The 26285-nt window shown below is 37.5% G+C and carries 38 protein-coding genes and 1 pseudogene; 33 read left to right on the top strand and 6 right to left on the bottom strand.

The window, feature by feature from the left end:
- The first annotated feature begins 99 nt into the window (after positions 1 to 99).
- Positions 100 to 1296 (top strand): MFS transporter, encoded by a 1197-nt coding sequence (locus AAIR98_RS07425; RefSeq protein WP_423971557.1) that lies wholly within the window; start codon positions 100 to 102, stop codon positions 1294 to 1296.
- 43 nt (positions 1297 to 1339) lie between these two features.
- On the opposite strand, the gene AAIR98_RS07420 is transcribed toward AAIR98_RS07425, so the two are convergent.
- Positions 1340 to 1999: an outer membrane beta-barrel protein gene (locus AAIR98_RS07420; RefSeq protein ID WP_423971556.1), complete on the bottom strand. Its 660-nt coding sequence runs from the start codon at positions 1997 to 1999 to the stop codon at positions 1340 to 1342.
- 112 nt (positions 2000 to 2111) lie between these two features.
- Here AAIR98_RS07420 and AAIR98_RS07415 point away from each other — a divergent pair, with 112 nt between their 5' ends.
- The 5 genes and pseudogenes from AAIR98_RS07415 to AAIR98_RS07395 all read left to right on the top strand — a co-directional run bounded on the left by AAIR98_RS07415 (position 2112) and on the right by AAIR98_RS07395 (position 6584).
- Positions 2112 to 2765 carry a peptidylprolyl isomerase gene (locus tag AAIR98_RS07415; RefSeq protein ID WP_423971555.1) on the top strand — a complete coding sequence of 218 codons (654 nt, stop codon included), beginning with the start codon at positions 2112 to 2114 and terminating at the stop codon, positions 2763 to 2765.
- Positions 2766 to 3469: 704 nt separating this feature from the next.
- Positions 3470 to 4108: pseudogene (locus tag AAIR98_RS07410) on the top strand (MipA/OmpV family protein); the annotation flags it as partial.
- 8 nt (positions 4109 to 4116) lie between these two features.
- Entirely contained in the window at positions 4117 to 4758 is a 642-nt protein-coding gene (locus AAIR98_RS07405) for a TetR/AcrR family transcriptional regulator (RefSeq protein WP_423971554.1), read from the top strand.
- Positions 4755 to 5843, top strand: a complete 1089-nt coding sequence (locus tag AAIR98_RS07400; protein ID WP_423971553.1) for an Acg family FMN-binding oxidoreductase — start codon at positions 4755 to 4757, stop codon at positions 5841 to 5843. The genes AAIR98_RS07405 and AAIR98_RS07400 overlap by 4 nt, the downstream gene beginning before the upstream one ends.
- A gap of 234 nt (positions 5844 to 6077) precedes the next feature.
- On the top strand, positions 6078 to 6584 hold the full coding sequence (locus AAIR98_RS07395) for a type IV pilin protein (RefSeq protein ID WP_423971552.1): 507 nt from the start codon (positions 6078 to 6080) through the stop codon (positions 6582 to 6584).
- A gap of 115 nt (positions 6585 to 6699) precedes the next feature.
- Here AAIR98_RS07395 and AAIR98_RS07390 read toward each other — a convergent pair whose 3' ends face one another.
- The gene (locus tag AAIR98_RS07390; RefSeq protein WP_423971551.1) at positions 6700 to 7338 is read right to left on the bottom strand and encodes a hypothetical protein; all 639 of its coding nucleotides are present in this window, start codon (positions 7336 to 7338) and stop codon (positions 6700 to 6702) included.
- A 227-nt stretch (positions 7339 to 7565) separates the two neighbouring features.
- On the opposite strand from AAIR98_RS07390, the gene AAIR98_RS07385 reads away from it, so the two are divergent.
- The 5 genes from AAIR98_RS07385 to AAIR98_RS07365 all read left to right on the top strand — a co-directional run bounded on the left by AAIR98_RS07385 (position 7566) and on the right by AAIR98_RS07365 (position 13577).
- Positions 7566 to 8384, top strand: coding sequence for an SIR2 family NAD-dependent protein deacylase (locus tag AAIR98_RS07385; protein WP_423971550.1), 819 nt, complete (start codon positions 7566 to 7568; stop codon positions 8382 to 8384).
- Positions 8381 to 11500: a hypothetical protein gene (locus AAIR98_RS07380; protein ID WP_423971549.1), complete on the top strand. Its 3120-nt coding sequence runs from the start codon at positions 8381 to 8383 to the stop codon at positions 11498 to 11500. The genes AAIR98_RS07385 and AAIR98_RS07380 overlap by 4 nt, the downstream gene beginning before the upstream one ends.
- Positions 11501 to 11868: 368 nt before the next feature.
- Complete coding sequence (locus AAIR98_RS07375; protein ID WP_423970244.1) at positions 11869 to 12135, top strand: hypothetical protein; 267 nt, start codon at positions 11869 to 11871, stop codon at positions 12133 to 12135.
- A gap of 20 nt (positions 12136 to 12155) precedes the next feature.
- Positions 12156 to 12527 (top strand): IS630 transposase-related protein, encoded by a 372-nt coding sequence (locus AAIR98_RS07370; RefSeq protein WP_423970245.1) that lies wholly within the window; start codon positions 12156 to 12158, stop codon positions 12525 to 12527.
- Between the two features lie 708 nt (positions 12528 to 13235).
- Positions 13236 to 13577 carry a hypothetical protein gene (locus AAIR98_RS07365; RefSeq protein ID WP_423970246.1) on the top strand — a complete coding sequence of 114 codons (342 nt, stop codon included), beginning with the start codon at positions 13236 to 13238 and terminating at the stop codon, positions 13575 to 13577.
- A 283-nt stretch (positions 13578 to 13860) separates the two neighbouring features.
- Here AAIR98_RS07365 and AAIR98_RS07360 read toward each other — a convergent pair whose 3' ends face one another.
- The 4 genes from AAIR98_RS07360 to AAIR98_RS07345 are packed head-to-tail and all read right to left on the bottom strand — an operon-like array spanning position 13861 to position 16693.
- Positions 13861 to 14871 (bottom strand): tyrosine-type recombinase/integrase, encoded by a 1011-nt coding sequence (locus AAIR98_RS07360; RefSeq protein ID WP_423971548.1) that lies wholly within the window; start codon positions 14869 to 14871, stop codon positions 13861 to 13863.
- A 10-nt stretch (positions 14872 to 14881) separates the two neighbouring features.
- Positions 14882 to 15514, bottom strand: coding sequence for a hypothetical protein (locus AAIR98_RS07355; protein WP_423971547.1), 633 nt, complete (start codon positions 15512 to 15514; stop codon positions 14882 to 14884).
- 19 nt (positions 15515 to 15533) lie between these two features.
- Complete coding sequence (locus AAIR98_RS07350; protein WP_423971546.1) at positions 15534 to 16022, bottom strand: hypothetical protein; 489 nt, start codon at positions 16020 to 16022, stop codon at positions 15534 to 15536.
- 17 nt (positions 16023 to 16039) lie between these two features.
- Positions 16040 to 16693 carry a helix-turn-helix transcriptional regulator gene (locus tag AAIR98_RS07345; protein ID WP_423971545.1) on the bottom strand — a complete coding sequence of 218 codons (654 nt, stop codon included), beginning with the start codon at positions 16691 to 16693 and terminating at the stop codon, positions 16040 to 16042.
- Between the two features lie 322 nt (positions 16694 to 17015).
- On the opposite strand from AAIR98_RS07345, the gene AAIR98_RS07340 reads away from it, so the two are divergent.
- The 22 genes from AAIR98_RS07340 to AAIR98_RS07235 all read left to right on the top strand — a co-directional run bounded on the left by AAIR98_RS07340 (position 17016) and on the right by AAIR98_RS07235 (position 26149).
- Complete coding sequence (locus AAIR98_RS07340; protein ID WP_423971544.1) at positions 17016 to 17243, top strand: hypothetical protein; 228 nt, start codon at positions 17016 to 17018, stop codon at positions 17241 to 17243.
- An 8-nt stretch (positions 17244 to 17251) separates the two neighbouring features.
- Positions 17252 to 17647: a hypothetical protein gene (locus tag AAIR98_RS07335; protein ID WP_423971543.1), complete on the top strand. Its 396-nt coding sequence runs from the start codon at positions 17252 to 17254 to the stop codon at positions 17645 to 17647.
- A 2-nt stretch (positions 17648 to 17649) separates the two neighbouring features.
- On the top strand, positions 17650 to 17871 hold the full coding sequence (locus AAIR98_RS07330) for a hypothetical protein (RefSeq protein WP_423971542.1): 222 nt from the start codon (positions 17650 to 17652) through the stop codon (positions 17869 to 17871).
- Positions 17868 to 18332 (top strand): hypothetical protein, encoded by a 465-nt coding sequence (locus AAIR98_RS07325; RefSeq protein ID WP_423971541.1) that lies wholly within the window; start codon positions 17868 to 17870, stop codon positions 18330 to 18332. Before AAIR98_RS07330 ends, AAIR98_RS07325 begins: the two co-directional genes overlap by 4 nt.
- Positions 18333 to 18435: 103 nt before the next feature.
- Entirely contained in the window at positions 18436 to 18840 is a 405-nt protein-coding gene (locus tag AAIR98_RS07320; protein WP_423971540.1) for a hypothetical protein, read from the top strand.
- 137 nt (positions 18841 to 18977) lie between these two features.
- Positions 18978 to 19397, top strand: coding sequence for an HAD family hydrolase (locus AAIR98_RS07315; protein ID WP_423971539.1), 420 nt, complete (start codon positions 18978 to 18980; stop codon positions 19395 to 19397).
- Between the two features lie 52 nt (positions 19398 to 19449).
- The gene (locus AAIR98_RS07310) at positions 19450 to 19596 is read left to right on the top strand and encodes a hypothetical protein (RefSeq protein ID WP_423971538.1); all 147 of its coding nucleotides are present in this window, start codon (positions 19450 to 19452) and stop codon (positions 19594 to 19596) included.
- Between the two features lie 140 nt (positions 19597 to 19736).
- On the top strand, positions 19737 to 20072 hold the full coding sequence (locus tag AAIR98_RS07305; protein WP_423971537.1) for an Acb2/Tad1 domain-containing protein: 336 nt from the start codon (positions 19737 to 19739) through the stop codon (positions 20070 to 20072).
- 58 nt (positions 20073 to 20130) lie between these two features.
- Complete coding sequence (locus tag AAIR98_RS07300) at positions 20131 to 20421, top strand: DUF2829 domain-containing protein (RefSeq protein WP_423971536.1); 291 nt, start codon at positions 20131 to 20133, stop codon at positions 20419 to 20421.
- A 156-nt stretch (positions 20422 to 20577) separates the two neighbouring features.
- On the top strand, positions 20578 to 21030 hold the full coding sequence (locus AAIR98_RS07295) for a hypothetical protein (protein WP_423971535.1): 453 nt from the start codon (positions 20578 to 20580) through the stop codon (positions 21028 to 21030).
- A complete protein-coding gene (locus AAIR98_RS07290) occupies positions 21027 to 21206 on the top strand; it encodes a hypothetical protein (RefSeq protein ID WP_423971534.1) in 180 nt (59 codons plus the stop codon). Before AAIR98_RS07295 ends, AAIR98_RS07290 begins: the two co-directional genes overlap by 4 nt.
- Entirely contained in the window at positions 21193 to 21516 is a 324-nt protein-coding gene (locus AAIR98_RS07285; RefSeq protein WP_423971533.1) for a hypothetical protein, read from the top strand. The genes AAIR98_RS07290 and AAIR98_RS07285 overlap by 14 nt, the downstream gene beginning before the upstream one ends.
- A 1-nt stretch (position 21517) precedes the next feature.
- Entirely contained in the window at positions 21518 to 21703 is a 186-nt protein-coding gene (locus AAIR98_RS07280) for a hypothetical protein (protein WP_423971532.1), read from the top strand.
- A 149-nt stretch (positions 21704 to 21852) separates the two neighbouring features.
- Positions 21853 to 22149 (top strand): hypothetical protein, encoded by a 297-nt coding sequence (locus AAIR98_RS07275; RefSeq protein WP_423971531.1) that lies wholly within the window; start codon positions 21853 to 21855, stop codon positions 22147 to 22149.
- Positions 22150 to 22161: 12 nt separating this feature from the next.
- Positions 22162 to 22347 (top strand): hypothetical protein, encoded by a 186-nt coding sequence (locus AAIR98_RS07270; RefSeq protein WP_423971530.1) that lies wholly within the window; start codon positions 22162 to 22164, stop codon positions 22345 to 22347.
- Positions 22348 to 22622: 275 nt separating this feature from the next.
- Entirely contained in the window at positions 22623 to 22958 is a 336-nt protein-coding gene (locus tag AAIR98_RS07265; protein WP_423971529.1) for a hypothetical protein, read from the top strand.
- Between the two features lie 273 nt (positions 22959 to 23231).
- A complete protein-coding gene (locus AAIR98_RS07260) occupies positions 23232 to 23585 on the top strand; it encodes a P-loop NTPase family protein (protein WP_423971528.1) in 354 nt (117 codons plus the stop codon).
- Entirely contained in the window at positions 23582 to 23788 is a 207-nt protein-coding gene (locus AAIR98_RS07255) for a hypothetical protein (RefSeq protein WP_423971527.1), read from the top strand. Before AAIR98_RS07260 ends, AAIR98_RS07255 begins: the two co-directional genes overlap by 4 nt.
- Positions 23789 to 23992: 204 nt before the next feature.
- Positions 23993 to 24238 carry a hypothetical protein gene (locus tag AAIR98_RS07250; RefSeq protein ID WP_423971526.1) on the top strand — a complete coding sequence of 82 codons (246 nt, stop codon included), beginning with the start codon at positions 23993 to 23995 and terminating at the stop codon, positions 24236 to 24238.
- Between the two features lie 56 nt (positions 24239 to 24294).
- Entirely contained in the window at positions 24295 to 24612 is a 318-nt protein-coding gene (locus AAIR98_RS07245; RefSeq protein ID WP_423971525.1) for a hypothetical protein, read from the top strand.
- 101 nt (positions 24613 to 24713) lie between these two features.
- Positions 24714 to 25727 carry a DeoR family transcriptional regulator gene (locus AAIR98_RS07240; RefSeq protein ID WP_423971524.1) on the top strand — a complete coding sequence of 338 codons (1014 nt, stop codon included), beginning with the start codon at positions 24714 to 24716 and terminating at the stop codon, positions 25725 to 25727.
- Positions 25728 to 25732: 5 nt separating this feature from the next.
- Positions 25733 to 26149: a hypothetical protein gene (locus tag AAIR98_RS07235; RefSeq protein ID WP_423971523.1), complete on the top strand. Its 417-nt coding sequence runs from the start codon at positions 25733 to 25735 to the stop codon at positions 26147 to 26149.
- Positions 26150 to 26285 lie beyond the last annotated feature (136 nt).

Below are 26285 nucleotides of genomic sequence, written 5' to 3'. Positions count from 1 at the left end.
CTCATCTGTTACCCGGCAAATGTGCATAGTGTTCGTCACAAGTGCTAAGGTGTGTTGTGCACACCGCTTACGGGAATTTACACACTAAACTGAAGTGAAATGAACTCTAATAAAAATACGCATTCAAACGTTGCTATTAAAAAAGCGGCCAAGATGCCTTTCTTTATTTCAGGCTTCTTAACTGCCGCCTGGGCGCCGCTGGTGCCTTACGCTAAAAACCGCTTGCAGCTTGACGAGGCCTCTTTAGGCTTGCTCTTATTATGTTTGGGGGCGGGTTCTATATCGGCAATGTCTTTTACCGGGGTATTTACGGGTAAGTACGGCTGCCGTAAGGTTATTATATGCGCGGGAGCGACAGGCCTTAGTATGCTTGTGCTGCTGTCTTTTGTGCCTTACTTATACGCTATGGCTTTGATATTGTTTATATTTGGCGCGGCGGTAGGTATACTTGACGTTGCGCAAAATATTCACGCTTCGCAGGTTGAAAAACTGGTTAAAAAACCGCTAATGTCAGGCTTTCACAGTTTTTACAGTATTGGCAGTTTTTCGGGCGCGATAGGCCTGAGCCTGCTATTGGCGTTTGGCCTGCTGCCGTTTTGGGCGGCTGTCTGCATTGCCATGTGCGTGTGCGCGGGGCTGTTGCTTTTCGCGCCTAAACTGTTGGCGGATAAAGGCACAGGCGGAAAAAAAGCGGCTTTCGCTTTTCCTACCAGAATGGTGTTGCTGCTTGGCACTATGTGCTTTATCTTGTTTTTGATGGAAGGCGCGCTGCTGGACTGGAGCGCGATTTATCTTTCCACCATAAGCAAAATGGATATACGCTTTGCGGGTATGGGGTACGGCTTATTTGCGATAGCGACTACAGCGACCCGCTTTATGGGCGACCGTTTTATGGCTAAACATAAAAACCTTATACTTATGGGCGGCAGCGTTTTAGCATGCTGCGGGTTGCTGTTGGTAGTATTTGTGCCCGCGCCCGCGGCGGGGCTGGCCGGGTTTGCGGCAATAGGCGTAGGAGCGGCAAATATTATACCTGTGTTATTTTCAGAAGCTGGCAGGCAGAAAGCTATGCCTGTGTCTATGGCTATATCGGTGGTGTCTATGATGGGTTACAGCGGTATTTTAGCGGGCCCGGCGCTGATAGGCTTTGTTTCGCACTCAATCAGCTTACAAGGCGCGTTTTTACTGTTGGCGCTTATGATACTGCCGGTAGGCTTTATACTTAAACTATTGTTTAATAAGCCGCAGGCGGCACAGGAAGTTGTTGACCCTGAAGAGATTTTACAGGCGCCTTAAGCTTAAATTAAAAAGCCCGCCGTTAATGGAGGGCTTTTTAATTTTAGAAGTAAAACCTTATTTGCACCGCACCGCTAAAGCCCTCAAGGTCAAGCCTTGTATCTGTAGATATTTCTCTTTTTACTTTACTGTCAAAATCTATATTGGGCGCAAAGTTATACCTGCCGTCTATCCCCCAACCTAAAACATCTGTTACGCGCCACTCAACGCCTGCGTTAAGGTGTAAAAAAGCTTTATTTTTTTTAATTGAATCATCAAACGAGGGGGCGCCCGGAGTAGTAGAGTCATATTTGGCAAAAAGTAAAGAAAGCCCCGCCCCGCCGTAAGCGTTTATATATTTTGAAAAATTGTATTTATAGTACGCGCTCAGCGGTACGGTTACGCTTTGTATTTTAAACGTAAATTCCCTGCCGGGGACAACTTCTGCGTAGGTTTCGTCTTTTTTTATGCTGTCCACGCCTATCTTTAAGCCTATAAAACTATTGTTATTAAGCGCGTACTCGTAAAATACTTCCGCGCCATAAAGAAACTTAGAAGTGTTTACAGATGACGGATAACTGCGCGCGTCTATGGCGCGGTAAAGATTGTTAAAATTTGTATCTTTTTGCGCCGCGCCCAGCCTTATGCCCAGGCCGTACTGGTCTGCGGCCGCGCATAAGGGTAACAAAACTACTGCCAGTAATGCTGTAATTATTTTTTTCATAGAGATATTATAACAAGTCTTATTGTTTAGTTGAAATCTATAATTTTCATTTTTGTTTAACACAGTTTTAAAAGTAAATATATTATAAAATTAACTTATGGAGGGGAAACATATGTTAAAAATATTTAAACTTATTGTGGCGGCGCTTTTAATTGTAGGCGCGATTGCATGCGCTAGAAAAGAAATGCCCGCGAAAGAAAAAGAAACCCCGGCAAAACAGCAAATTGCTAATACACAGGAGAACAAAATGTACGTAAATTTAAAAACCAGTAAAGGCGATATAGTTATTGAACTTGACGCTAAAAACGCCCCTAAAACAGTGGAAAACTTTGTCAAATATGTTAAAGACGGACACTACGACGGCACCATCTTTCACCGTGTTATAAAAGATTTTATGGTGCAGGGCGGCGGTATGGACGCCGGTATGCGCGAACGCAAAACCCGCGCCCCTATAATGAACGAGGCTAACAACGGTCTGGATAATAACAAATACACAATAGCTATGGCCCGCACCTCTGACCCGGACTCCGCCTCCGCCCAGTTCTTTATCAATACCAATAATAATGATTTCCTTAACTTTAAAGCGCCCACCACACAAGGCTGGGGCTACGCTGTGTTTGGTAAAGTTGTAAGCGGGCAGAAAGTTGTTGACGCTATGCAAGCGGTTCTCACCGGCAGAAAAGGCTATCACGACGATGTGCCCGTAGAAGCCATTGTAATTGAAAAGGCGGAAGTGCTGGAAAATTACAAACCCGCAGCAAAGTAAGTTTTATAAAAAAGATTAACATTATAAAAGCCCGCTTAAAATAAGCGTGCTTTTGTCTAAAATGCTTCCCCGTACTTTAGAAATTTAAGGGGTATTTTTGCCTGTTATTTCTTTGGATTAGAAACTTTTTTCGCCCATATCAAACTACATGTGTTACAGCGGTATGTAAATTTGTTTTTCCCTGTTTGCTCAGGGGAAATGGTTTTATTGCACTTTTTGCAGGTATCTGTTGGAAGGCTCATTGTTGTTTAAACTCCTATGTGTGGATGATATATGCGGGGAAAGTTTTTCCTGCATATGGACAAAGATTATTTATTGCCATTTTTCATATATAAAGTATATATTTTTTTGTTTGATTATATACTAAAAGTAGGATTTAGCGTGGCTTTTAAACAATACTTCTACCACATTTTACGCCACGCTTTGCACTCTAGAGTGCTTTAGAATAGACTATCGGTTTACGTCTTAAATAATACCCTCCTTCTGCTTCATAATTTTTATGCATATCTTGAGCTATAGGCCATTTTCATTTTTTGTGTTCACAAATAAAGTAAACTAATAGTTTACTTTTATATACTAATGGTATATAATATTATCATGAACACACTAAAAATAAAAAAAACAGCGCTAAGCACAGTTTTATGTTTAGCTATAGCTGCAGTTAATGCTAATGCTTTTTCTGCCGGGGCGGGGGATATTTCCAATACAGTCCGTATAATAATGAAAGTTATAATTTTTACCCCATTCCGGTAGTTAAATATGATTCAAAATATTTATACTTAAACAGCCCTTACGCGGGGGTTCATATTTTTAAGACAGAAGGCTTTGAGTTAAACCTGCAGGGTGAATACACTACCTTAAATTTTAAGGCTAAAGACCACAACTCAAATATGCGTTATTTAGATAACAGATACGCTGCAATAACAGCGGGGCTGGAAAGTATTGCGTGGGGAAAATACGGTATAGTTAAGCTCAATGTTTCGGCAGATGCATTGGGCAACTCCGGCTTTCAGGGCAAAGCTTCTTATATGCTTATGCAAAATATCGGCAAAAGTATAGTTATATTTCCGGAGGCGGGGCTTAGATACTACTCAAACAAGCACAACCGTTATTTTTTTGGTGTTTCGCAGGAGGAAAGCCTAAATACAGGCTTTAACCAATATTCACCTTCTGCCTCCATAACTCCTTATGTTGGTGTGTCGGCTGTTGTCTCTATTAATAAAAATGTAAAATCCGTATTAATGGGGCACTACGGGATACTTCCTTCAAAAATTAAGGACAGCCCGATAGTGGACAAAGATAAAGAATTAAGTTTTTATATAAATTTAACATATGAGTTTTAAGGATAAATATGACAAAACAAAAAATTAGAGAAGCAAAAAGAAATGTTGTTATTGAAAGTATTATAGATATTGCGCAAACGCTTTTTTTCTCAAAAGGCTATGAGGCAACCACTATTGATGAAATAGCAGCGCACACAAACCTGACAAAAAAGACAATATACACATATCTTGACAGCAAAGAAGAGATTTATGACAGAGTGGCAATGCGCGGTTATAAAAAACTGCATGAATATTTGCTGGGTATTGAAAATAAAAATAAAGACCCGCAAAAGGAACTGGTTGATTTTTTTGAAAAAGCATTTGAGTTTGCGCAAAAGCATGCAGGGTATACGCAAATAATAACGCAATACCATGTTCGTATAAATAATAAAATTTTGGACAATCCTTCGTATAAAATTATAAATGATATGGATAATGACATTTTTAACATATTGGAAAATGTGCTTGCAAAAGGCGTTAAGCAGGGGGTGTTTAAAAATAATCTTGATATTAAAATAACATCAGCTTATTTTACGTCGCTTTATATGGGTACGCTTGATATGGTTTATAATAAAGCGCACTACCTTAAAAGCAGAAAGGTAACCCCCAAACAACTTATTGCCAAAAGTATAGAGTTGGCTGTATCCTCGGTCAAAAGAGATGGGATATGAAATTTAAATATATATCCGCCCTGGTTTTAGCTGTATTTATTTTTGCCTGCAAAGATATTGCGATAGAAAAAGACCTCAAAACTGCACAGAATTTAAATGAAGATTTAAAAAATGTTCTCTACTACGCGTCCTTAGCGCCAAGCGGGCATAATACGCAAATGTGGCAGGTTGTTGTTAACGATAATGAATGGCTGGTAAAGTTGGATTCTTCGCGCCTTTTAAAAGAAGTGGACCCGCAAGGCCGGGAATCGTTAATATCAATAGGCACTTTTATTGAAAACATGCGCTTAGCATTTAACGCATATGGATATAAAACAGATTTACTAATCAGCAATGGTCCTTTTGATATTATTGCAAACCCCGTTATAGCACAAATAAAATTTGAGGAATACAACACACTTTTACCAAATAAAGAAATGCTGGAAATAATGGAAAAACGCCATACAGATAAGCGTAATTTTCTTCCCGTTGCGGTGGATAATGATATTGTCGCCTCTCTTAAAAACGAGTTTAGCGGAAATTTGTTGTATTTCCCCAAAGGAAGCAGAGAATATAAATATATTAAAGAAAACACTTATAAAGCAAATGAGACGCAAATGTTTTCAACAAATAAAGCGGACGAACTTGCAAAGTGGCTTAGATTTTCAAATAAAGAAGCTGTTGCTTTGGCAGACGGCCTTCCCGCGGAACAATTGGGAATTAAAGGCGTTAAAAAGTTTTTTTACTATCTTATTATGAATAGAGAAAAAGCTAAAAGCAAAAAATTTGCTGAACAAGGCTTAAAAATGACGGCTGAAAAACTTGAAAATTGCGCGGGTTTCTTTGTTATCTTAGGCGGTGATACGGATACAGAGTTTGTGCGCGCTGGTATAAGAATGGAATCGTTTTGGCTTAAAGCCACCCAAGCAGGCGTCTCTCTTCATCCCATGAGCCAAATATTGGAAGAAGATGGATATAAAGAAAAATTAGAAAATGAGTTGAATGCAAACACACCTGTACAAATGGTATTTCGTGCGGGGTATGTAAAAAATTATGGTAAAAACAATAAAATCAGAAGGCCGATAAAGCAATTTATTGTTTACTAAAAAACAGAAAAAAGCAAATTAAGAAACAGGGTGAAAAAGCCCGCTTAATATAAGAGGGCTTTTATCTTTTAAAATGACTCCCACGTATGAGTATGATACAAAAGAACCATGCTTTCGAAGTAATGTTCTTTCACATGCTCAAGGGCCCCGTGGATAAATTAAGCAGCCTTGTTACGTATGCCTGCGGGCCTTGTATAGCATTGCTAAAGAACAAATTTATGCTAAAATAATTACATGAAAAAAGGCTTCACATTAATAGAGTTATTGGTAGTTGTTTTAATTATAGGAGTGCTTGCAGCTATAGCGGTTCCGCAATACCAAAAGAGTGTATGGAAGAGTAAGGCGGTACAATTGCGGACTCTTAGCACCCAACTGGCCCAATCAAGGGAAAGATATTTTCTGGGAGCAGGAAAACACGCCACAAGTTTTGATGATATAGATGTTTCGTTCCCATCGCTTACCAATGTTGGTACAGTTAAGGCGGGCGCAGGATTAAACACGCTTGCCGCGTATAACGATGATATTGAACTTATTTTTATGACTTATGGTAATTCAAAATATCTTTCTATGGCTTTGTTTAAAACGGGTCCTTATAAAGGATCGGGCTTTGGTTACTCCCATATAGACCATCAAAATGTGTGTGTAAATGGTTCCGGGAACTATTGTATAAAAGTTCAAGGATTGAAATATAACAGAATTAATAACTGGACCGGCACGGGATTGATAGCTTATCCTATTTAGCTTTTATATTTAAGATGCATCCAAAAAAAGCCCGTTCTTTTTAGAACGGGCTTTTCTCTTTTGAAATGGCTCCCTCTGCTTCAGAAATTTTATGAGTACCTTGAGAGAGGCTAAGTTAGAATTCCCCACGTAACATTTGTTCTAGGCGGGCATTGACCTCGTTATTTTTGTTTGCTGATCTCGCTGCATTATTTATTGCTTTCCAATATTCCTGAGATAAAAAGATGGCAATATCTCGTGCCTCTGTGAAAAAGGTTGGTATGGTGCGGAATGTAATCATATATAATTGCTCTAAAATATTCATACTCGTAGAAACTATGTGCATGAAATCTTTGTAATAGCACATAACCTCATCTTCATAGTTGATATTATGACAATATGAATCTCGAAAAGCTTTCATGCGTTTTGTATGCTCAGAGTTGAATAATTTATCAAAATCCCCAGAAACATATGCTTTTTCTTTTTCTGAAAGTAATAAAAAATCTGGTTTTGTGACCAATTTTACGATTGATTGAATCGTAATTTTATCATTACCTTTACCAGCAGGCTCTATTAGTTTTCTCACAGACAGGGTCGCTCGTTGGCGTATGGCATAAAAAGTGTATAAATAGACCTGAGTGTGCTGATTTTTATGTTTATATGCTACTGGAAACATAAACATATGTGTATCAATAAATGCCTGGACTGTGGCACTGCAAAGAATTTTTAATTGACGTTCTAGTTCTTTATGATATTTTTCTTGAAGTGTGTTCATGATTTGGTTAACCGTTATGTTTTATTGATTATTGTATCTATTCCTTTTGAAGTCCAATTAATGACATTATAATTCTTTTTAGCTATAATGTGGAAAAGAATGATCAAAATATCTAAAGTGCCAAAAATACCACTATTAAAAAAAGAACTCGTGAGGGAAATACTCAAAGGGAATGTAATTGCTTTTATAGGGGCTGGATTTTCTATGGTAGGAGGGGACCGTCTTGGTTGAAACTTGCCCATTCTTATGTAGATAAACTACTAAAATCCGAGGTCATTAGTTATGGCGAGTCAATTGCTCTTAAAAAAATTAAAGATAATCGAAAGCTTATTACTATTTGTATCAATAAGGATATAAATAGAATTCTTACTTTGAGAGAATTCTTAAATAAAGAAGAATGTTATGACAAGTGTAAAGAGCTAGAGGAAATGTGCTTTGATTTATGTCGCTTGCAATGTGGTATGATAACCACTAATTATGATAATGTCTTGGCTGGCGTGCATAATAGTGCTAGACCTGAATTCTCTAGCAAAAAACCTTTTGTTGTAAATCGTGAAACAAGCTTTCAAAGCTTCCTAGAAGACCCCAAAAACAAAGTTTTTCATTTGCATGGGCACATTGATGATGAGGGGACCATTCTCACTACGAGTGAATACATGAAATTTTATAAAACAGATGGTCCTGGCAGAGCTTACTTGTCCGACCTGTTTTCCTCCAAAACTATTCTATTTATAGGGTTTGGAATTGAAGAGTTTGAAATAATGGAGCATGTTCATGTATTTAGTCGTCCTGGAAAAAGAAAACATTATGCTCTGTTTTCATATTTAGAAGGAGATCCCGATTCCTATTTATTGAAGGAATATAAGGAGTATTATAAAAAATGTTTTGGCATAGAGATTATTGAATATAATATTTCCAAAACAGGATATGACTTAATGGCAAAAATTTTAAATGTCTGGGCCAATAAAATAGAGGGTGAAAAAACAAAAAAAACAGCCGATGATGATGAAAAAATTCTTCAACTTTTCGAGAAGGGTGTTGTATGAGCGATAAATTAACGAATGAAGATATAAAAAAAATCTTAATTCTTATTAAAGATGTTAAATATAGACGTGATTTCCTTATTACGGCTAATAATCCTATATTTCTACAGCCTTTATATAAGAATGGTTTTTTTGATCCCCAAACACTTTTAGATGATAAAGATATGGGGTGGTTTCCTATCTTCTTTCTATATTCAGCGACACTTGCCTTAAGAGATAAAAAAGATAAGTTTACGGCGTTGCAAATTCAAGAATATACTTTATTGGTGGTAAAAATAATAAAGGAACTATATAAATTTGTTTTTGAATCATCAAAAGCACAAAACTCAACAGATAAAAGGACATCAATAATAATAAAAACTATTGAAACAGTATCTTTGATAGATCCAACATATATAGACTCGGAATTGAGGGAGTGCATCTCACAACTTATTGGCTTGTACGATAAACAGGACTTTTGGTTCTACTCCATTGTTAAGCTTTTTGATGCTTCAATGGAAAAGAAAGACATAAAAACGGCCCAAACAATACTTCTTTCATTTGTTGCACATACGTTCACAAGGAATAAGGATATAATTCTTAACAATAACGGTTATTCTTATATGCAGGATAGAATAACGGGTGAAGAAGACATTCACTCACTATTTAGTGATGATTTTCTTATTAGATTATTAGAGCTTGTTGAACAACTAACTATTCGCGACAACTATAAGTTAGATAAGAAAGAATTTCTTTTGGATATCTCCATTCATAATAATTATAACCTTTCTGTTAGAGTTGACGCTAGCGAGAAGAACACTTCTTTTGTTATTAAAAATACCCCATTTATCCAAAATGAACTATTCAAGAAAAATATCTATAAGCATCTAGAAAAATTAAATATAGGTAAAGATCTTTCTAATGATATAGTGGAAACTCTTTTCTATTTATACTTTGGTCCTCTATGGAATAAGTATAATTTTTTAATACTGGACTCTTTTTTTAATGAAAAGGACAATGACTATTCTGACGCGTATGATAATATTATCAAAATGATAGCCAAACAGCTTCTCTTAAAGGCTCAAAAAATGACCGTGTCAAGATTTAAAGATATATATATATCAAAACTAAATAATTTCAAGGAAGATATTTTTAAAAGAATATTACTTTATATTTATGGTAGTAGTTTCTCTTCCTATAGAGAGGATTTATTTATTTATTTGAGAGAAAATGCTGGTTTATTATTTGCCAATAGCTATTATGAGGCCGAGCTTCATGGCGTATTAGAAAAAAATGTTCTTAATTTGAACGCAACAGAAAGAAAAGAAATAGAGGATATTATTATAGGGGGGCCATATTACCCACACGACAAGGGTAATAAACGTTATAAGAGATATTTTGAAAAAAAGTGGTATTCAACTTTAAAAAAACTACCATATTTTTCTGCTAAATATGAAAACTATAGTGACTTGGAGCAAGAACATTTTAATTTTAATTCCATTACCTTTAGAACATATACACCTAAATCTCCAATTTCAGAACAGGAGTTATTCACAATGTTTCAGAATGAGCCGGCATCAATTGTGGGGTATGTGAACGATTTTCTAGATAAGTTTAATAGTGACGATTCTTCTGTGCATATAACTGATGAAAAGCCTACTGCTGAAGGGTTGGGTAATGTATTTAGAGATTTAGCAAAGAATAATCCTCAAATAATTATAAAAAATATAGATGCTCTTCATTTTTTATCTAGAGGTGTTATGGCGAGTATTTTTTGGGGGTTCAATGATGGCAAAAAAACTATAACTCAAGAAGATTTTTTAACAATTCTCACCTTCCTATATAGATATATTAAAGAGGATTTGTTCTGGATTAAAGATGATGAAAAAAAACTTTATCCTGATACAGTTGTACTACCAATGACATTCTTCTTATCCTCTAAAATAAATGAAATTGAGTTAGTGGTAATTAATACATATGAACTTTTTTCAAAAATACTCAAATATCTATATTCTAAAAATAGAGGCTATAATTATTTGATTAATATGAAAGAAGATATTCTTACAGGGGCACTAAACTCTTCTTTAGGGAGGATAATAGAATTAACGATAGATGTCGCATACTCCATTAGTAAAAATAAAAATGATATTTCAGATAAGCAATCCCAGTTAAAGGGTGAATTGAAGGCAATAGTTGTGGAGGCTTTTGAAGACAAGATTCCTGAGTTTTTCATATTTCTTGGCTATAAAGCGGCAGTTTTTTTGCAAATAGATAGAAAATGGACATTAGACATAATAAACTCATTAGATAAAGGAACTGAGAATTGGTTTTATTTTTTCGATACATATATAACAACTCAAGGATGTTATTTAGATATGTATGACGACTTGAAGAATGATTTTCTTGTAGGGTTAAAATCTTACAAAACACAAAAAGATAATTATAAAAAAAGATTTGCCGACCATATTGCAATTTATTATTTACATAAGAAAGAGGAATTGCAAAGCGGATATATATTTAAAAATATTTTTGAAAATAGCAACTGGGATGTTGTAGAAAATATAATACGCTACTTATCTTGGCTTTCAGAATATAGAGTAAATAGTAAAAAGGAAACAAAAAATGATATTTCAAAGGACGATGCTGTTTTATTTAATCATAGGATAATAGAATTTTGGAAATATTGTTATGCTGTTCTAAGTGTTAGGGATACTGAATTATTATCAATCAAAGAGAAAGAAATTCTTGTTGATTTACTCGGCTTGGTATATAGTTTGAAAGAACTCGATGCAGCCAATAAAAATATGATTGAGTTTTCATTGTCTTTTATTACTAAAGCTACACATGATTTTGAAGATTTGATGAAAGGTCTTATTCTAATAAGTGAACGAGAAAATGCAAAGTCAGAAGAAACAACAATGTTAGGGGAAATTTTTCTTAACTTCATAAAGAAGCATGGAAGTGAAGACTACTTCAACTATTTTAATCAGAGCTATATTTATGATTACTTGGTCAACCATAAAGAGAAAGAAGTATTGAATCAAATTAAAATTGCTTATAGCTCTATGGGAGATTTAATAAATATGAGAAAAGTCATATCATATATAAAGAAAATTGACGCCTCAATTGTTGATAGCTGATTAAAACTTATATAATAACTTTAGGAGTATTGTAGTTGAAATTTTAAGACTGATTTTTTAGAGCCGGTAGGACCGGCACGGTTTTGTTGAGAAATTAACAAAATAGTCTAGAAGCTAAAAATGATGTCGCTTTTTGTCATATCCTTTCGAGGATATGGCGGGCGATTGTCATTTGAGCGTTTCTAGACTCTTATTTGGCATCGCCTTTTTTATTGGTTAAAAGGGGTGAGCAGAGAAAGGAGACCAATAAATGAAAAGAATAGTATTAGTAGTATGCTTGTTAATAACTTCCCTAATCGCTTCCGCAGGGCTAAACCCTTATATTAAAGGCAAGTGTTATAAAGTATAAAGAAAAGATAAGTCGAAAGATGGAGGATAAAGTCGTAGATAAAGGTATTTGGAATAGAGAAATTTCAACGCATCATTTACTTTGTCTTTTAGAAGAGGCTCAAAAAGAGCTTGAAATAAACGGCCTTACAAAATCCACTGTAGCCGGACTAATAAACAGCGTTAAAGAACTTAATAAGCTCTATGGATTAAGCAACCCACCCAAGAACTTCAACAATCTGCCACAAATAATTTTCACGGGGAAGATAATATTCTGGCATAGACTAAACTACTTCTGTATAATGTAAAAAAGAGATAGAGGGTCTTTATGTATAGAGTTTGTTCTCCAGAATTTCGTAAAGTCGTGGTTGCCGCTTCAAAACATATTCCAATAAATGAGCTGGCTAAAGATTTTGGAATAAGTAGGGGCACAATTTGGCGTTGGCGGCAAAGAGCAGCTTACTCAAACACTAAAGAATTCTTACGGCAGGACAGAAAAATTGACATAGAGAAATTAAAAGAATTTACAAGGACATGGCATTTTACCAGAATGAGTTATAGATTGATGGCAGTTCATTTTAAAGTAAGTGTTTCATCCATTCACAAAAGAATCCAAAATCTCAGAAAGAGCGGGTACATAACATCTGTTCGCTCCAGAGATACTTTTCCTATAGTAAAGCGACGAATAAAGAAATATTAAAAAACATATAACTTAACCGAAATACACTCTTAATTAAGACAAAAGAGTGTATTTTTTTGCTTTTTATGTTCGCTTAGATATGCAACATTTAATAATAGATTTAAGAAGAAAAATGTTATTTTTTAAAAGTATTTTTGTACATACTTCGTATATGTAAGGGTGGAACAAAGCAGAAGCGTAAGTTTGGATAATGCGGTAATAAATGGAAAAACAGACTTGTTCGAGGCCGAAACAAGAAAACTGTGGGAACCAATATTACAACGCCCCCTTAGTAATGAGGACTGTGAAAATTTAAGTGCACAATTTGTAGACCTTATTATCTTTTGGGATGACAATATGAAACAAGATTGTTCAAAAGTGGATAAAGGAGCAACCGCATAGTAATGTAGAAATCAATACACAGGAGAATGTTAATGGAAAAGAAAAGCATAACAGCAGGAGAAAAGCTAGTAGAAGGGATAACTAAAATTATTACAAATTGCATCGCACAGGAGGTGGAGAGCATCTTATTAAAACGTTTGAAAAAATAGTATTAACAACTCTAAAGGGGTATTTTGTTAAATATTAATGCCCCTTTAGAAAACACAGTAAAAAGTGTTTCTACGTGGTAGGATATATGAAAAATATACATATAATATAAAAAAACAGGAGATGTAATTATGAGTAGAAATATAGACTTCACACAAATAAGTAATAAAGCCGTAATATATGCTAGAGTATCAGACCCAAAGCAGGAGAAAAGCGGTGGTGCGTGTAAACTTGGACAGTGAAGCAGGGACGGATGTAACAAATAAGGGTTTTACTCTTACGCCCGGGGCATTCTTCCTGGCAGGTAAAGATATAAACGTGGGGTTGGGCGCACGGTTGGTATATTGGAATAGGTTTGGCGCGGGGGGCGGCGTAAGCTTTAATTTGAGCGATAATGAGAAGATTGAGCCTTTTGCCTTTGCTGATATGCGTTTAACGGATATTGGTTTGAATAATACTGCAGCTGGGTTATTTGTTAAGCAAAAAAGCATTGGTGTGAGTTTCGCTGTTTATTTTAAATAGTGCTTCTACCACATTTCTACCACACTTTACACTCTAGAGTGGTTTAGAATAGTCTACTTTAGACTATGGTTTTACGTCTTAAAAATAGCAAAACCCCTCTTAGTACGTCTAAGAGGGGTTTTGTATAGCGAACTCCCCGGGCTGGATGTCTTCGACGGGAGTGGTTTTTGAGAGGATGAGGTGTGTTTTTTGTTGATTTTACGTCGGACAATAAAAAGCAACTGGTGTTGTCTTGTGTTGCATAATTAGGGCTGGTAACTAGCACAGTTACTAGCACAGTTTGCTATTTGATTTTTGGTAACTTTTTTATAGCGTCTTGCAGTGTGCGCGGGTTTAGGTGTGCGTAAATTTCTGTAGTTTTTATAGATGTGTGACCCAGCAGTTTAGAAACTGAATATAAGTCTACCCCGTTTTGTACCAGGTGACTGGCAAAGGTGTGACGCAGTTTGTGTGTAGACCCGGTAAGACCTGCCTCTTCTATAAGTTTTGTTAGATAGCCTGATATGTAATCCTTGCTAAACCTTGCCTTGCCTACATTTATTACATAAGGACTTTGTACCTTTTTGGGATAGGACTTTAATTCTGCCAGTAAATCTGCTGGAATTGGCACAAAACGGCCCTTTTCTGTTTTGTTGGGGGCCACATATATATGATTGTTTTTAAAGTCAATATCGGCCCATTTAAGCAGTTCTATTTCGCTTCTGCGTAATCCTGCACGCGCGCCTAGTAAAACAACTAAGCGCCATTCTTTCTTGCAGGTTTTAATAAGTATTTTAAGTTCTTTTTCTGAAAAAAACTCTAGTCTGCCTTTGTTTTCCTTAAGTTTTGAAACTTCTTCCCAGTTTTGTTTAGGGACTAAGCGCCAGGTTTCGGCTTGTCTCATCATTGTTTTGAGGGCGCGGATACTTCTGTTAAGCCCGGCGTTACCTATAAGATGTTTGTGAGGGTCTTTGTTAATGTATTTTTGTTTAAGCTTTTGTAAAAGTTCCGGCGTTATCTCAGAAAGCATTTTAACGTCTTTAATAGTGTTTAATTTTTTGACTGCGGTATTAAAAACGACTAATGTTTTTTGGCTGCGTTCTGATTTTAAAAAATCTTCATAACGGGTTTTGAACGCGGTAAATGTAGTGTTGATACCAGGGGTATCTTCAATAGTTTTTTTGCGTAGAATGTCTGAATATTTGACCTCGGCGACGCGCTTTTCTTTTGTTTTTAGAGAAGCGCGAACGTGCCTGCCATTAATGTAATAGCTTGCATACCATATGCCGTTGTCTTTGCGTTTTACTAAGCCCATAATAAGAGTGTTAATTTGGTTTATATCTGTTATTTTTATTTTTAAAATTAATGAAAAGATATTTTGTTAATTTAAGTGTGCCCCAATAAGCGAAAAAATAAAAAGAGAGTAGTAATAATATAAAGAAAATTGAAGTTATATCCCCATGTAGAGCATGCAAAAAATGTTTTGCTAATTTTTGAAAATAATTGAAAGTAAGGTTGCCGCTAAAAAAAGATTTTTTGTTTTTATTGTGTGTTGGAATAGTTAATAGTTTTGCCTTTGTCTGCCGGGCTTTGTTTAAGGTTTCGTCTATGTTTTCACCCGCAATCTCCTGTTTTGCAAGTATGGCACCGGTAACGCCCAAATTTCTTGTTAAATACGCTGTTTTTACTCCATTTACTAAGCTTTCACAATATCTGCTAAAAAGATTGCTTTTATCGTAATAATCTTTAATATATGGTTCTATTTTTAAGTTCGCCATATATTTAAATGTTGAAGGGTTTGCAGTGTGAGGCTTTGATTCTTTTTTATGTCCTATAACTACTACGCTTAAAAATAAAATTAAAAGAAAAATTAAAAAAGCAATTACTCTGCAAATAAGAAGATTTGCTTTGGATAATGATATTTTGTTTTCTGGAGAAGATATTTTTATGCTATTCATATTATTTGTTTTCTTTGTATTATTTCTGTGGTTTCCAGAAAGCATTAATTTCTTCGGACAGATTATCAAATACTAATGATTTGCAGAAAGAGCATTGTTCTGTCCAGCCTGTGCGTGTAAATGTCGCAACAACTTCATTGTTGGTTATGTCTATAATATCAACAGAGATTCTAACAGCGTGACTGTCGTCATTTGAAAGGCAATAACCCCTATAATCGGCTTTTGTTATTTCAATGGCATAACTGGCGTTTGCTTCAACATATCCTTGAATTTTATCGTTAGATACGGAAATCGTATCTGTGCCCGCAAATCTTAGCACTTTAAAACCTTGTTCCCCTAAGGCGGTCCTTAAGTTGGAGGTGTATTTGGATGTGCCTATTAAAATAACTGTTTGATTTTTGGGGTTAAAATCTTGTGTGAATATTGATTTTTTAGCGTTTGTAGAATAGCACATAGAGCAAGCGGATAAGGAAAAGATTAACAGGCATAAAGTTAAATGTTTTTTCATTGTCATACCTCTTTTGTTTAAACCAATCTCTGTACGGAAACAACTCTTCCCAAAATATTTATATTTTTTGCGGGAATATCTTTTTTTGTTTTGCCTATTGATATCGTGACCTTATCTAAGTATTCATGGCATTTAAAAATAAACAAATCTTCTTTTATTTGAATTAGATAATATTTATCGTTTAATCCTGGTTCTATTCTGCGTATTTTTATTATTTGTAGAGTTTCTGCTTCTTTGAAATCAGGAGAAATGCTGTCGTCTTTTACAATTATGCTAAAAGAGTCGGGAGAAAAAACATTGTTTGGAGTAGGAATATCTTTATCGTTTAGAAAGGTTACCTCCCCCTTTTTAAGCATGCCAATAGTTTTAAATATAGATTGTGGCATGTCTGGATGTTCTAAGGAATTATTTTCAGAATCTCTAACCTCAGAAGTCATTATTGTTTTGTTTGTGGAGAAAATATTGTCTTCGGTTTGATAAAAAAAAGATAAGGGCTGGTTAAGTTCCTTTGCAATTCTTTCTAAAGTTTTTGGCCTCGGGGTAAATTCCCCACTCTCCCATGATACTACTGTTTGTTGCGATTTTTCTACAGCATTTGCAAGGTCATCCTGTGTCATTTCAGCCAATATTCTAGCTTTTTTTATGTTCCTTCCAATGATTGTGCTTTCCATAATTATCCTCGTAAAATCAAAAAGGTCTTGACAAATTAAGGTTAAACTTTATAATATATCAAGGTAAACTTTATTAAGTTAAAGTTTTACTTTATAATCGTGGGCAGCGGTTAATAGTGTGTAGTAGCGGGAAAAAGGATGTAAAAATTTAGTCCGTCCAATCTTTTAGATTGGTGGCTATTACACACAAGTCAAGTTGTTAATAAAGCCGTATAGAAGAATCTGCCCGATTTTTGTCTATACGGTTTTATTTTACCATAAAAAAGCAACTGGTGTTGGCTTGTAGCGTATAAGAACAAAAAAAGAAATAAAGAGGGTGCATATGCGTCTGGTTGAACAAAAGTTTTTGATAGAGAGAATTAATGAAGTTTTTGGGGATAAGGAGTATGCCAATGTTGTAAAGGTGGCAAGGCTTTCGCCTTTTAGCGCATATTGGCTGCGTATGAAGTGCAAGGCAGAAAAGGTGCATTGCTCGCAAGTGGGGCCTAAATACTATTTTACGCGGGACCAGGTGTGGGCGAATGTGCAGTGTAACTGGTGCAAAAACTAGGGGATATTATGAAAAAGAGAATTAAAGAAATTATATTGAAAATAAAAAAAAGATTTTTAGAATGGCAGTTTGCCCGCCAGTATCACGACGACTTTGCTGATGTTGTGCTGGACGGCGCAGGGCGCGTAAAGACAGTAACTATTTTTGACAAAAACTACTATTCCGCCACCAGGCTGCAGTATAAACGCGGCGTGCTGAAAGTAAAAAGTATTTATGACAATGAATGCTGCCCGACAGAGCAAAAGGCGTTTTTTGGTAAGGACGGGAAAGTTAAATACTTACTTTCTGACGGGGGCTATGACGCGGGGTATGAACAGGTGTATATGTGCCCGAGCGGGGTAATAAAGAAAAGCCGTACCCCTATTTATAAGGGTGACTACCTTATAGGCTACACAGAAAATTAATTATGCCAAAAGACCAGGAATGGCTGCAGCGTATAAGCTGCGAAGAAATGAATTTGGAGCAGCACCGGGCTGTGGTGCAGGAGCATAACAGTAAAATAGACAGCGTTTTGTGGCTGGAAAGCTTGAAAGGCAGGGCGATTGACGAAGATTTTGTAAGGCGTAATATTGATAGGTTGCTTGAGGAAATAAAAATATTAAAAAAACGACTTGGGGGTGGACTATGAAAAGATTTTTTAAAAAAGAAATGCATGTTTTGAAAGAGGTTATTTGGATACTTAAAAACAGTATTAATGCGGCCATAAAAAAGATTAATATTAGCGCTTTGGTTTGTGCGGAGGATTATGAGAGATTTTTTCATGATAAGGAAATTTGGAAAATAGACGAAATAAAGAAAGGTATTTATGAAATTGTTTTAAAAACCTCACCACGCGGGTATGACGAGTTTGTAAGTCTTGCGTATATAAAAAACAACAGGGTTTTTCATTATGCTGAAATGGCCGGGTGCGGAGCACCGGGGTTTGATTTTAAACATATAGAAACTTATAAATACAGAGATGGTAAACTGTATAAAAAAATTTTTAGGTCATATAAAAACGGTTGTGTGGAAAAGAGGGAATACTCCGCAATAGACGCTTGGGAAATGGCAAGTGTAAACGGTAGCCGTTATTTTATAAACGCCTTATGAAAACATTTCTTTTTATTGTTAACAGCTGGGTTTGGGGAAGCTGTTTTATAGAAGTATGGTTTTATATTTTTGATTTAAACCAGGTTATTTATTAGGGGTGTATATGGCAAAGGATTTAATATACGAAGTTTGTGACAGGCACGACGCTTTGGAATGCGGGCAGATTGTAGTTTGGGGCAAGCATTATTTTAATGAGAGCGAGCAAAAGATATTGCGTGACGTGGTAATAAATGTGCGCTGCGCCTGGTACTATAACGAATATAAAAATGAACGTAGCGGAGCATTGGCGGCCTTTGATTACTTTTTTAACGATTTGAGAAAGAACAGTATTAATAACCTTGGCCGTATAACTTTGCAGCCGGGTGAAGAACATTACGCGTCTAAGTTGCTTATGTTGGCGCTGGCGCGTAGGGCTGTAGAAGAAACTGTAAGGCTAATTAGTGAAACCTCAACCCCCTCCTGCCTGGCGCTTATTACCCCTAAGTGCCAGGCCCGGGCAGCGCAGTAATGCGCCGCCCGGCAAGGGGGTTTTTATGTTTATGAAAATATTAAAAATGTTAAACAAAGACATATTTAAAAAGAGGAAAAATTTAAACCTGATTAGAGAAATTAATAACTCTAACAAAATGATACGGCATAAAAAATATGGAAAAAATAATTTTTGATTTAGACGGAGTGCTTGCAAGCGATAAGACGACACGCCACTTGGTGGAGTGTGCTAAACCGGACTACGCCGCGTTTAATAACGCTTGCGGCAACGAAAAGCCTAACCCCGTTACCGTGAAAATGGCGCAGCAGTTTTACCGCATTGGCTACGAGGTGCGCGTGCATACCGCGCGCAGCATTAAGGTTTATAAAAAAACACGCGAGTGGTTGCATAAAAACGGACTTGATTTTGTGTTTTTGGTTATGCGCCCGGACTGGAACACGCAGCCAGCGGCCGAACTTAAAGCCTATATGGCAAAGGTTGCGCGCCCTGTGCTGATTTTTGAAAATGACGCGGCGTGTATAAAGGAATATAAAAAGTTAGGACTAAGTGTTGTTAAGACGTATTTTGGTAAATAGATTTTGGGAGTGCGGTGGAATATAAGCAGAAAACCATAAAAGGGGAAAGATTATGAAAGATATAACGAGACTTAATAAAGTGCAGAGAAAAGCGGTAAAAAGGTATGTTAGGGATATTTTTAGGGCAGAAAAAAATGGCAGCGTGATTGTTTTGAACACAAGAGAGGATATAATAAAAATACTTCAGAAAAAATATTAGCAAATCCATTCCAGTTTACTAAAAAAGCTGACTTCCGTTATTTGAAATATTTGGAATAGTTCACCAGCTAATACACTTCCCACGGGATTGTTACTTCAACCGCAACAGGGAAGTTTAATGAAGTAACGGGGGCTGTTTAAATGCTTTCAGCCCTTGCAAATTTGAAGAATTTGGGCGCGGCAACTTACTCTAAACCCGTACCCCGCGCCCATGCAGTAGGCAGTTATTTTAAAACAGGACGGTGTTTTATGGATAATCAGCATAGACAGATAAAAGGTTATAGGGAGTTAGACGCAAAAGAAATTGCCTTAATGAATAAGGTAAAAGAGGTGGCCGAACTTGTGGGTGATGTGGTTGCTGAAGTAGAGTCCGAAAGTGCGGGCGCTGATAAAAGGTGGATAGCTATAGGCAAAACACAGTTGCAGCAGGGTTTTATGGCTGTAGTGCGCAGCATTGCGCAGCCGGATAGCTTTTAAATACTAACCCCTGCGTTATGGGCGCAGGGGTAATATAAAAAATAAGGAAGGTGGAAATATGGAAACACGTGATTTTTCTTGGGCATTAAGACTTTTGAAAGAAGGTAAAAAAGTTGCCCGTGAAGGTTGGAACGGGAAGGGGATGTGGATATCTCTAGGGAGCGGTCACCCTGCGCAGTCTGCCGCTGCTTTTTGGAATAAGCATACGAGGGAGTTTGCAGAAAAAAATGGCGGCACTGCGGAGGTGTTGCCGTATATATTATTCAAAACTGCAGATAATAAAATACTTATGGGCTGGCTGGCAAGCCAAACGGATATGTTGGCTGAGGACTGGACTATTGTTGAGTAGTTTGAAAACCCCGGAATTATGGGCCTGGGGTTTTTTGAATATTTAATATTTTTTAAGCAAAAAATAACAAAACTTAACACTTTTATTACGTTAAACATGCTTTTTGTTACAGGTTTTTAAAGATTTGTTACATGATTTTTGGAAAGAGGTGAGAATATGTGTACACCAGCTGGATTAATAGGCGTGAGTATGGGAGAAGTTAAGCTGCAGCAGGGTTTTATAGTTGATTATAGAAAACCCGGACCGGATTGGGAGTTTATAATTCTCATTATTGGCGTTTTAATTTTAGCTGCAGCCATAGGTATGGGTATTGTTAGTGGTGTTAAAAGCGCTGAAAAAAAACAAGCTAGAGAAGAAGCTTTTTGCGCAAAAGTTGAAGTTAAGTACCCGCACTATAGGTCATTTTGTAAATATTTTGATTGCAGCTGCAGAACTTTAAATGAAGACGAGGTTTTGCAGAAGTATTATTACAAATATGTAAACGCGGAAGTTGACCTGGTTAATATAACTACAAACAAAAAACTTAAAGAAGCTGAGCGTAAGGCTGACGATAACGCCGCACTGCTGCCAGTGGGTGTTTTGCTTGGTTTGTCTATGGGAAGTATATGAAAAAGCTTAATTGTTTTTGCGCGGAACTTTGCAGGGTGCAGGGTAATATTTGTGTAGCCTGCAGTAATGGTTTAAGCAGGAAAGAGCGCAACGCGCAGCAGCGCAGAATAAGCGCCTTAAAAAGGCTGCTTGAAGCGGAACATAGGAAATGGGAGGGGGCATATGAAAAAAACTAAAGGAGAGGTGTTTTTAGACAGTTTTTTATGTTGGCAAAAAGCTTTTGGGTTGACAGATTGGAAGCTGGTTTGGTGTAAGTATATGCCCAAGCTTAAGGTTTACGCCACTATTAAGTATGACCCTGACGCACACCACTTTTACCTATATCACAATATGCAAGGCTGCGCTAACCCCGCCGCCGTGGGGCTACATGAAGCGCTGCACTTGCTGCTTGCCGACGCGGGGATAAAAAGCAATAGAGTAGAGCATTCTATAGTCTACCGTTTGGAAAATTTGTTACAGGAATTCTACGAGTATAAGAGAGGATAAAATGCAAAGAGTAGCTGATGTTTTTAATCAAGTAGCAGAACAAAAAAAAGATATGCTGCAGGCGGCTAAAGATATTGAGTTTAGAAATTCTAAAAAAGAATTTTTAGTAGATACTTTTGGCTTGTCTAGTAATCGTGCCGACCGTCGTAAATTAGCTAAGCTTAAACGCAAGCATTTTAAGAGGTAGGTTGTAAATGAAAAAGAAATGTCCTGAATGTGGATATTGGATGACAAATTTTAATATCTATAACGGTGGTATTGGAAGCATTTTAGTGGTTTATTTTTGTGATAACTGTCAAAAACGATTCGAAGAAAAAATTTAATGAGGTCCAGCTTATGCAGAACACGAAAAACAAAACGCTTAATTTAGTTTTGACGCATAAATGGTTTGACGAGATTGCTTTTGGACGCAAGCAAGTTGAATACCGCAGGGGTACGCAGTATTGGCTTACCCGAATAAGGAAAATGCGGGACTGTGATTTTGTTGTTTTTCATAGGGGGTATACAAACCAAACAATGATACGCCTGATTACACGAATAGAGTATATCAACGGGCGTGATGTTCCGGCTGAAGAAAGAAAGTATTTAAACGTATATAACGATAATACCGTTATAGCTATACATTTTATATAGGGGTCTAATTTTATGCAAAACACAGAAATAACAAAAACAGCTATAAATGACGCAATAGAAAAACTGGGGACGCTGCGCCATGCGCTTTGTGGAGACAGCTTTCCCGACCATACAGACTATATTCTTGAAGTAATAGAAATTATGGGCCAGTTTTTGGCCGGATTAGAAAAGGGGCTATATGCAAAAAAAGACGAATAAAAGCAAGGAAAAACGCAGTTGTAAAAAATGTGCTTTTAACAGTATCTGTCTTGTAAAAAAAACAGGTTTATTTTGTTCAGACTATAAAGAATAAGAGGTAAAACAAAATGACAAAGCCGAGGTATGAACCATTTGGGTATATGAGCGAGTTTGTGAAAAAATATCCCCGTATTATTTGGGGTAGGCGGCATTGGGGTAAGGACTATGTTCGCCTATGTATTTTGCGAGAGTTTGAAAAATCAGACATAAAAATATTTTAACAAGGAGAAAAATCTATGAGAAAAGAAGAAAAGATGACGGTTAGACCCGGGTTGGAAAAAGATTATGCGGAATATGTTGCTAAAAACCAGGACTGGTACGGCAACCATGTTATAGTGCGCGCGGCCGCTGCTGGCAAAGCACTGGACGCTGGCAAAAGCTGCGAAGACGCTGAGGATGAAATAGGCGTAGGCGGGACAAGCGGATACCAGGCGGGCGCTATAGCCGCAACCATAAAATATTTTCATCCCCGTGGTGAAGATTTTAGGAAATTCTGGAATAAAAAATGCGGCGGCACCGGGAAAGAAAAAGGCACAATTAACCCCGCAATAATAACTTTAAAGGGGAAATAATATGCCTGAAATAGAAAAATATGTAGCGCTTTTAAAAGTATGCCCTGCGCCGTGTTTAAAAAGCGGCAACTGTACAGGGGCCGACAATGTTCTATGTAGGGGAGATTTGAAACTTTTTAATAAAAAAGCTTTTACTCTTAATGAAATTATAGCACGTGGAACACAGTCAATATATGATGCATTTCCTAAGACGTTTTGGGGAAATTTTGCGGATTGGGCGGGCAGAGATATATCTGAAAGAGCCGCCGAGGCATTCGCTAAGAGGTTTTTGAAATGAAAATAATTACAGGCGCTAGGGCTTCAGGAAAAACTACAGAACTTTTAAGAAGGCTTCCCATTGAGGGTAATGGGTATATTGTTGTCCGCAGCAAGCAGGTGGCAAAAATTATATTCGAATATGCACAAAGTTTTGGACTAGAAATAAATTTTCCACTTACATTTAATGAATTTATTGAAAACAGGTATTGGGGTAAGCGGGTAGATTGGATTGTGATAGACGACGCAGAGGCGCTGCTGCAATATATAGCACACCCTGGAGTGGCAATATATTCAATTACCATAAGTGGAGAAATTATTGATTGTGGAAAATCTAGATTAATAAAAAACTATTGGGGAGAGGAAATATGACTCATATTGAATTTGGCGGTAGACAGCGTAGTAAGGAGTTTTTGCGCCGCCAGGAAGCTTTGGCTTGGGTCCGCTCTGGATTTAAGGTGATAATGTTTAGGCGCGACGGTAAATATATTTTAAAAGCAGACGGTAGCATGGAAAAAGTAAGCGAATATTGCTGTGGGCAAACCCCGGAACGGGGTAGCATGTGGGAATTTTAGAGAGTTCCCGCCGCTGCAAAAACACGAGGATAGTATTGATTGCTTACTGTATGCCGCGTGGAGCGCAACCTACTCAAATAAAGACTTGCGCTGCGCCGCGCGTATTATGTCCACAGAGGGCAAAAAGCTAACTAAGTGGTGGCTGCTTAAGTTTAGGATAAAAATTAAAATACGTGCAGTTTTGCGCGGTATAAAGAGGGTGTTATGGAAAAAGATATAGAAATAAAAATGACAAAAGGGGAAGCGGAAAAAATGCAGATGGCGCTTTCTGATGTTCTTTGCTGGGTAAAGGGAGCGGAATCTGTTGTAGAGGATCGGGGCAATAGCCCGTTTCTTGTAATGTTCCGCGCGGCAGAGGATTTGATTGACCTTAATATAAAGCTTAAGAATGAGCTGAGAAAAATTGAAGCCAGCAAACTTTTGGTTTCAAGGTTTGAGGAGGCAGCCTGACAGGGTTGTAAAAGACGTGTTAACCCCGTCACCTATATTAAAGGACTTAAGAAAATATGACAAAAGAAAAGCCAGCAAGAAAAAATTATAAGACTGCCGTTGATAAAGCCTGGGCGCAAGCAGATAGGCTAAGCAGCGTGATAATGAGACATTTGATAGCGGTTTTGAACGCGGCAGAGCGTGACGCTGTGCTGTATGGTGCAGGCGCGTATAAGGCGCATATAGAGAATATGAAGATATATATAGAACATATACCTGTTGAAGAAATTCGCGCGAGAAGAAAAGAACCTGGCGTTACGGTACTGGCGCTTAAAAGTGACGGGCTGCACATCTACGGGCAAAGCCCGGCGGTTAAAATAAGGGAAATGACATGACATAAAGCTGAAAATTAAAAAACACTAAGTTTAGACGTGAAAACAAACGCTTTTAAAAAGATGTTAGCGGTAGCTTTAGCAAAAAATACGGGGCAATTTGCATGGAAAAAGATAAAAAAGGCTGGGTGAAAATAAGCCGAAAAATTGAATACAACGGGATTTGGAGTGATACTACGGTTTTTGGCCTGTGGGTAAAAATGCTTGTGATTGCGGACAGGCGCGTAGCCGCCATTGAAATGCCTGTGCGTAAGCTGGCGGAGCGGTTAAACGTGAGTGTTAACACGCTGCGTAAGGCGCTGGCGTTTTTGGAAGAAAGCGGCTCAATCAAATACCAAGACGGGCGCATAGAAATAATTAACTACGGGAAATACCAGGACGGGCTAAAAGCGTTTGAAGACTTTGACGCGCCGGAAGACTTTACACCTGGTGAAGCCGGGGAAAGCGGCGAGAGTGAAGAAGATGTGTCAAATTTTGACACAGAGGAAGCGGAAAAAAAAGAGGGTTTGTGTCAAAATTTGACACAGGCATATAAGGAATACAAGCATAAACAAGCAGTTTACAAGAACCCCTATAGTCCCCACAGGGGACGTGCGGATTTTATGTTTTTTTTGCAGCACTACCCTAACAAAAAAACTGCAGAAAAAGCCGGGGAAGCGTGGGAGAAATACAGCCCTGACTTGGGTGAGGTAATAAATGGCCTGTGCTGGCAGGTTATGCTTAGGGACTGGCATAGAAATAACGGCAGATATGTACCTACCGCCGTTAAGTATATTACAAAAAGGCTGTACAAGGACGAAGCGCCGCAAGGGGAAGTGTTTTATATTTTAGACGTACTTAACCCGGTAACTGAAAAAGAAAAACTGGTTGCCTGGTGGCTTGGGGAAACGAACACAGAACTTTTAAGTCTGGGTGATAACATGAAAATAAACGCGGCTTTTGAGCCTGATAGGGAAGTGCTGGAACGCATGGCGGTACGTTGCGGCGGGGACCTGGAATTAACGCGCAGCGTGCTTGTTAAGGGCTGGCTGGCCGGGTGTAAGAGCCTGGCTGCGATAGAGCAGCGCGCGGTGTCTTACATACAAGAAATTAACAGCGAAAAATACGGAGGGAGATAGGGGCTATGGCAAATTATTTAAACTCACAAAAAAGCAGTGAAAAAACTAAAGCGGCGGCGGTAAGCGCTGAGGGCGCGGATAAAAAACAGTCTTGCGCTTGCGGGTGTTTTGACTTGATTTATGTTGACGTAACGCTTAATGACGACCCGCCAAATTACAGCAAAAATATAATGAAAATTTGCACTAAAACGGTGTGCGCGCAGTGCGGCAAGGTTTACGCGTACCACGGGTGGCACAGCACCCTAGCGCCGCACTCTAACGACTTGAAAACATGGAAAGAGCTGATAGCCGCTAACCCAAGGGTAAATACGTTTAGCTGCTACTTTTTTGCGAAAAAAGAGGAACACCCGGACCTTAAATTTAGAAAAGGCGAAAGACTGAGTGAGTACAATGAAAGAGTGTACGGCGGTAAACCGTGGTAAACACTTGGGGTAATTAAAAAAAGACTTGTAAAAAATGGAAATTTAGTTTATACTAGTCATGTGTGTAATGGGCCTAGGGGCAATTAGTTTTTAATTGCCTGCATAATCTATCAGATAAACCAGTGGACGGACTGGG

This window comes from Elusimicrobium simillimum (assembly GCF_049639735.1).
GTDB lineage: Bacteria > Elusimicrobiota > Elusimicrobia > Elusimicrobiales > Elusimicrobiaceae > Elusimicrobium > Elusimicrobium simillimum.
The sequence above is the reverse complement of the archived record's forward strand: the minus strand, read 5'-3'. Positions and strand labels throughout refer to the sequence as shown.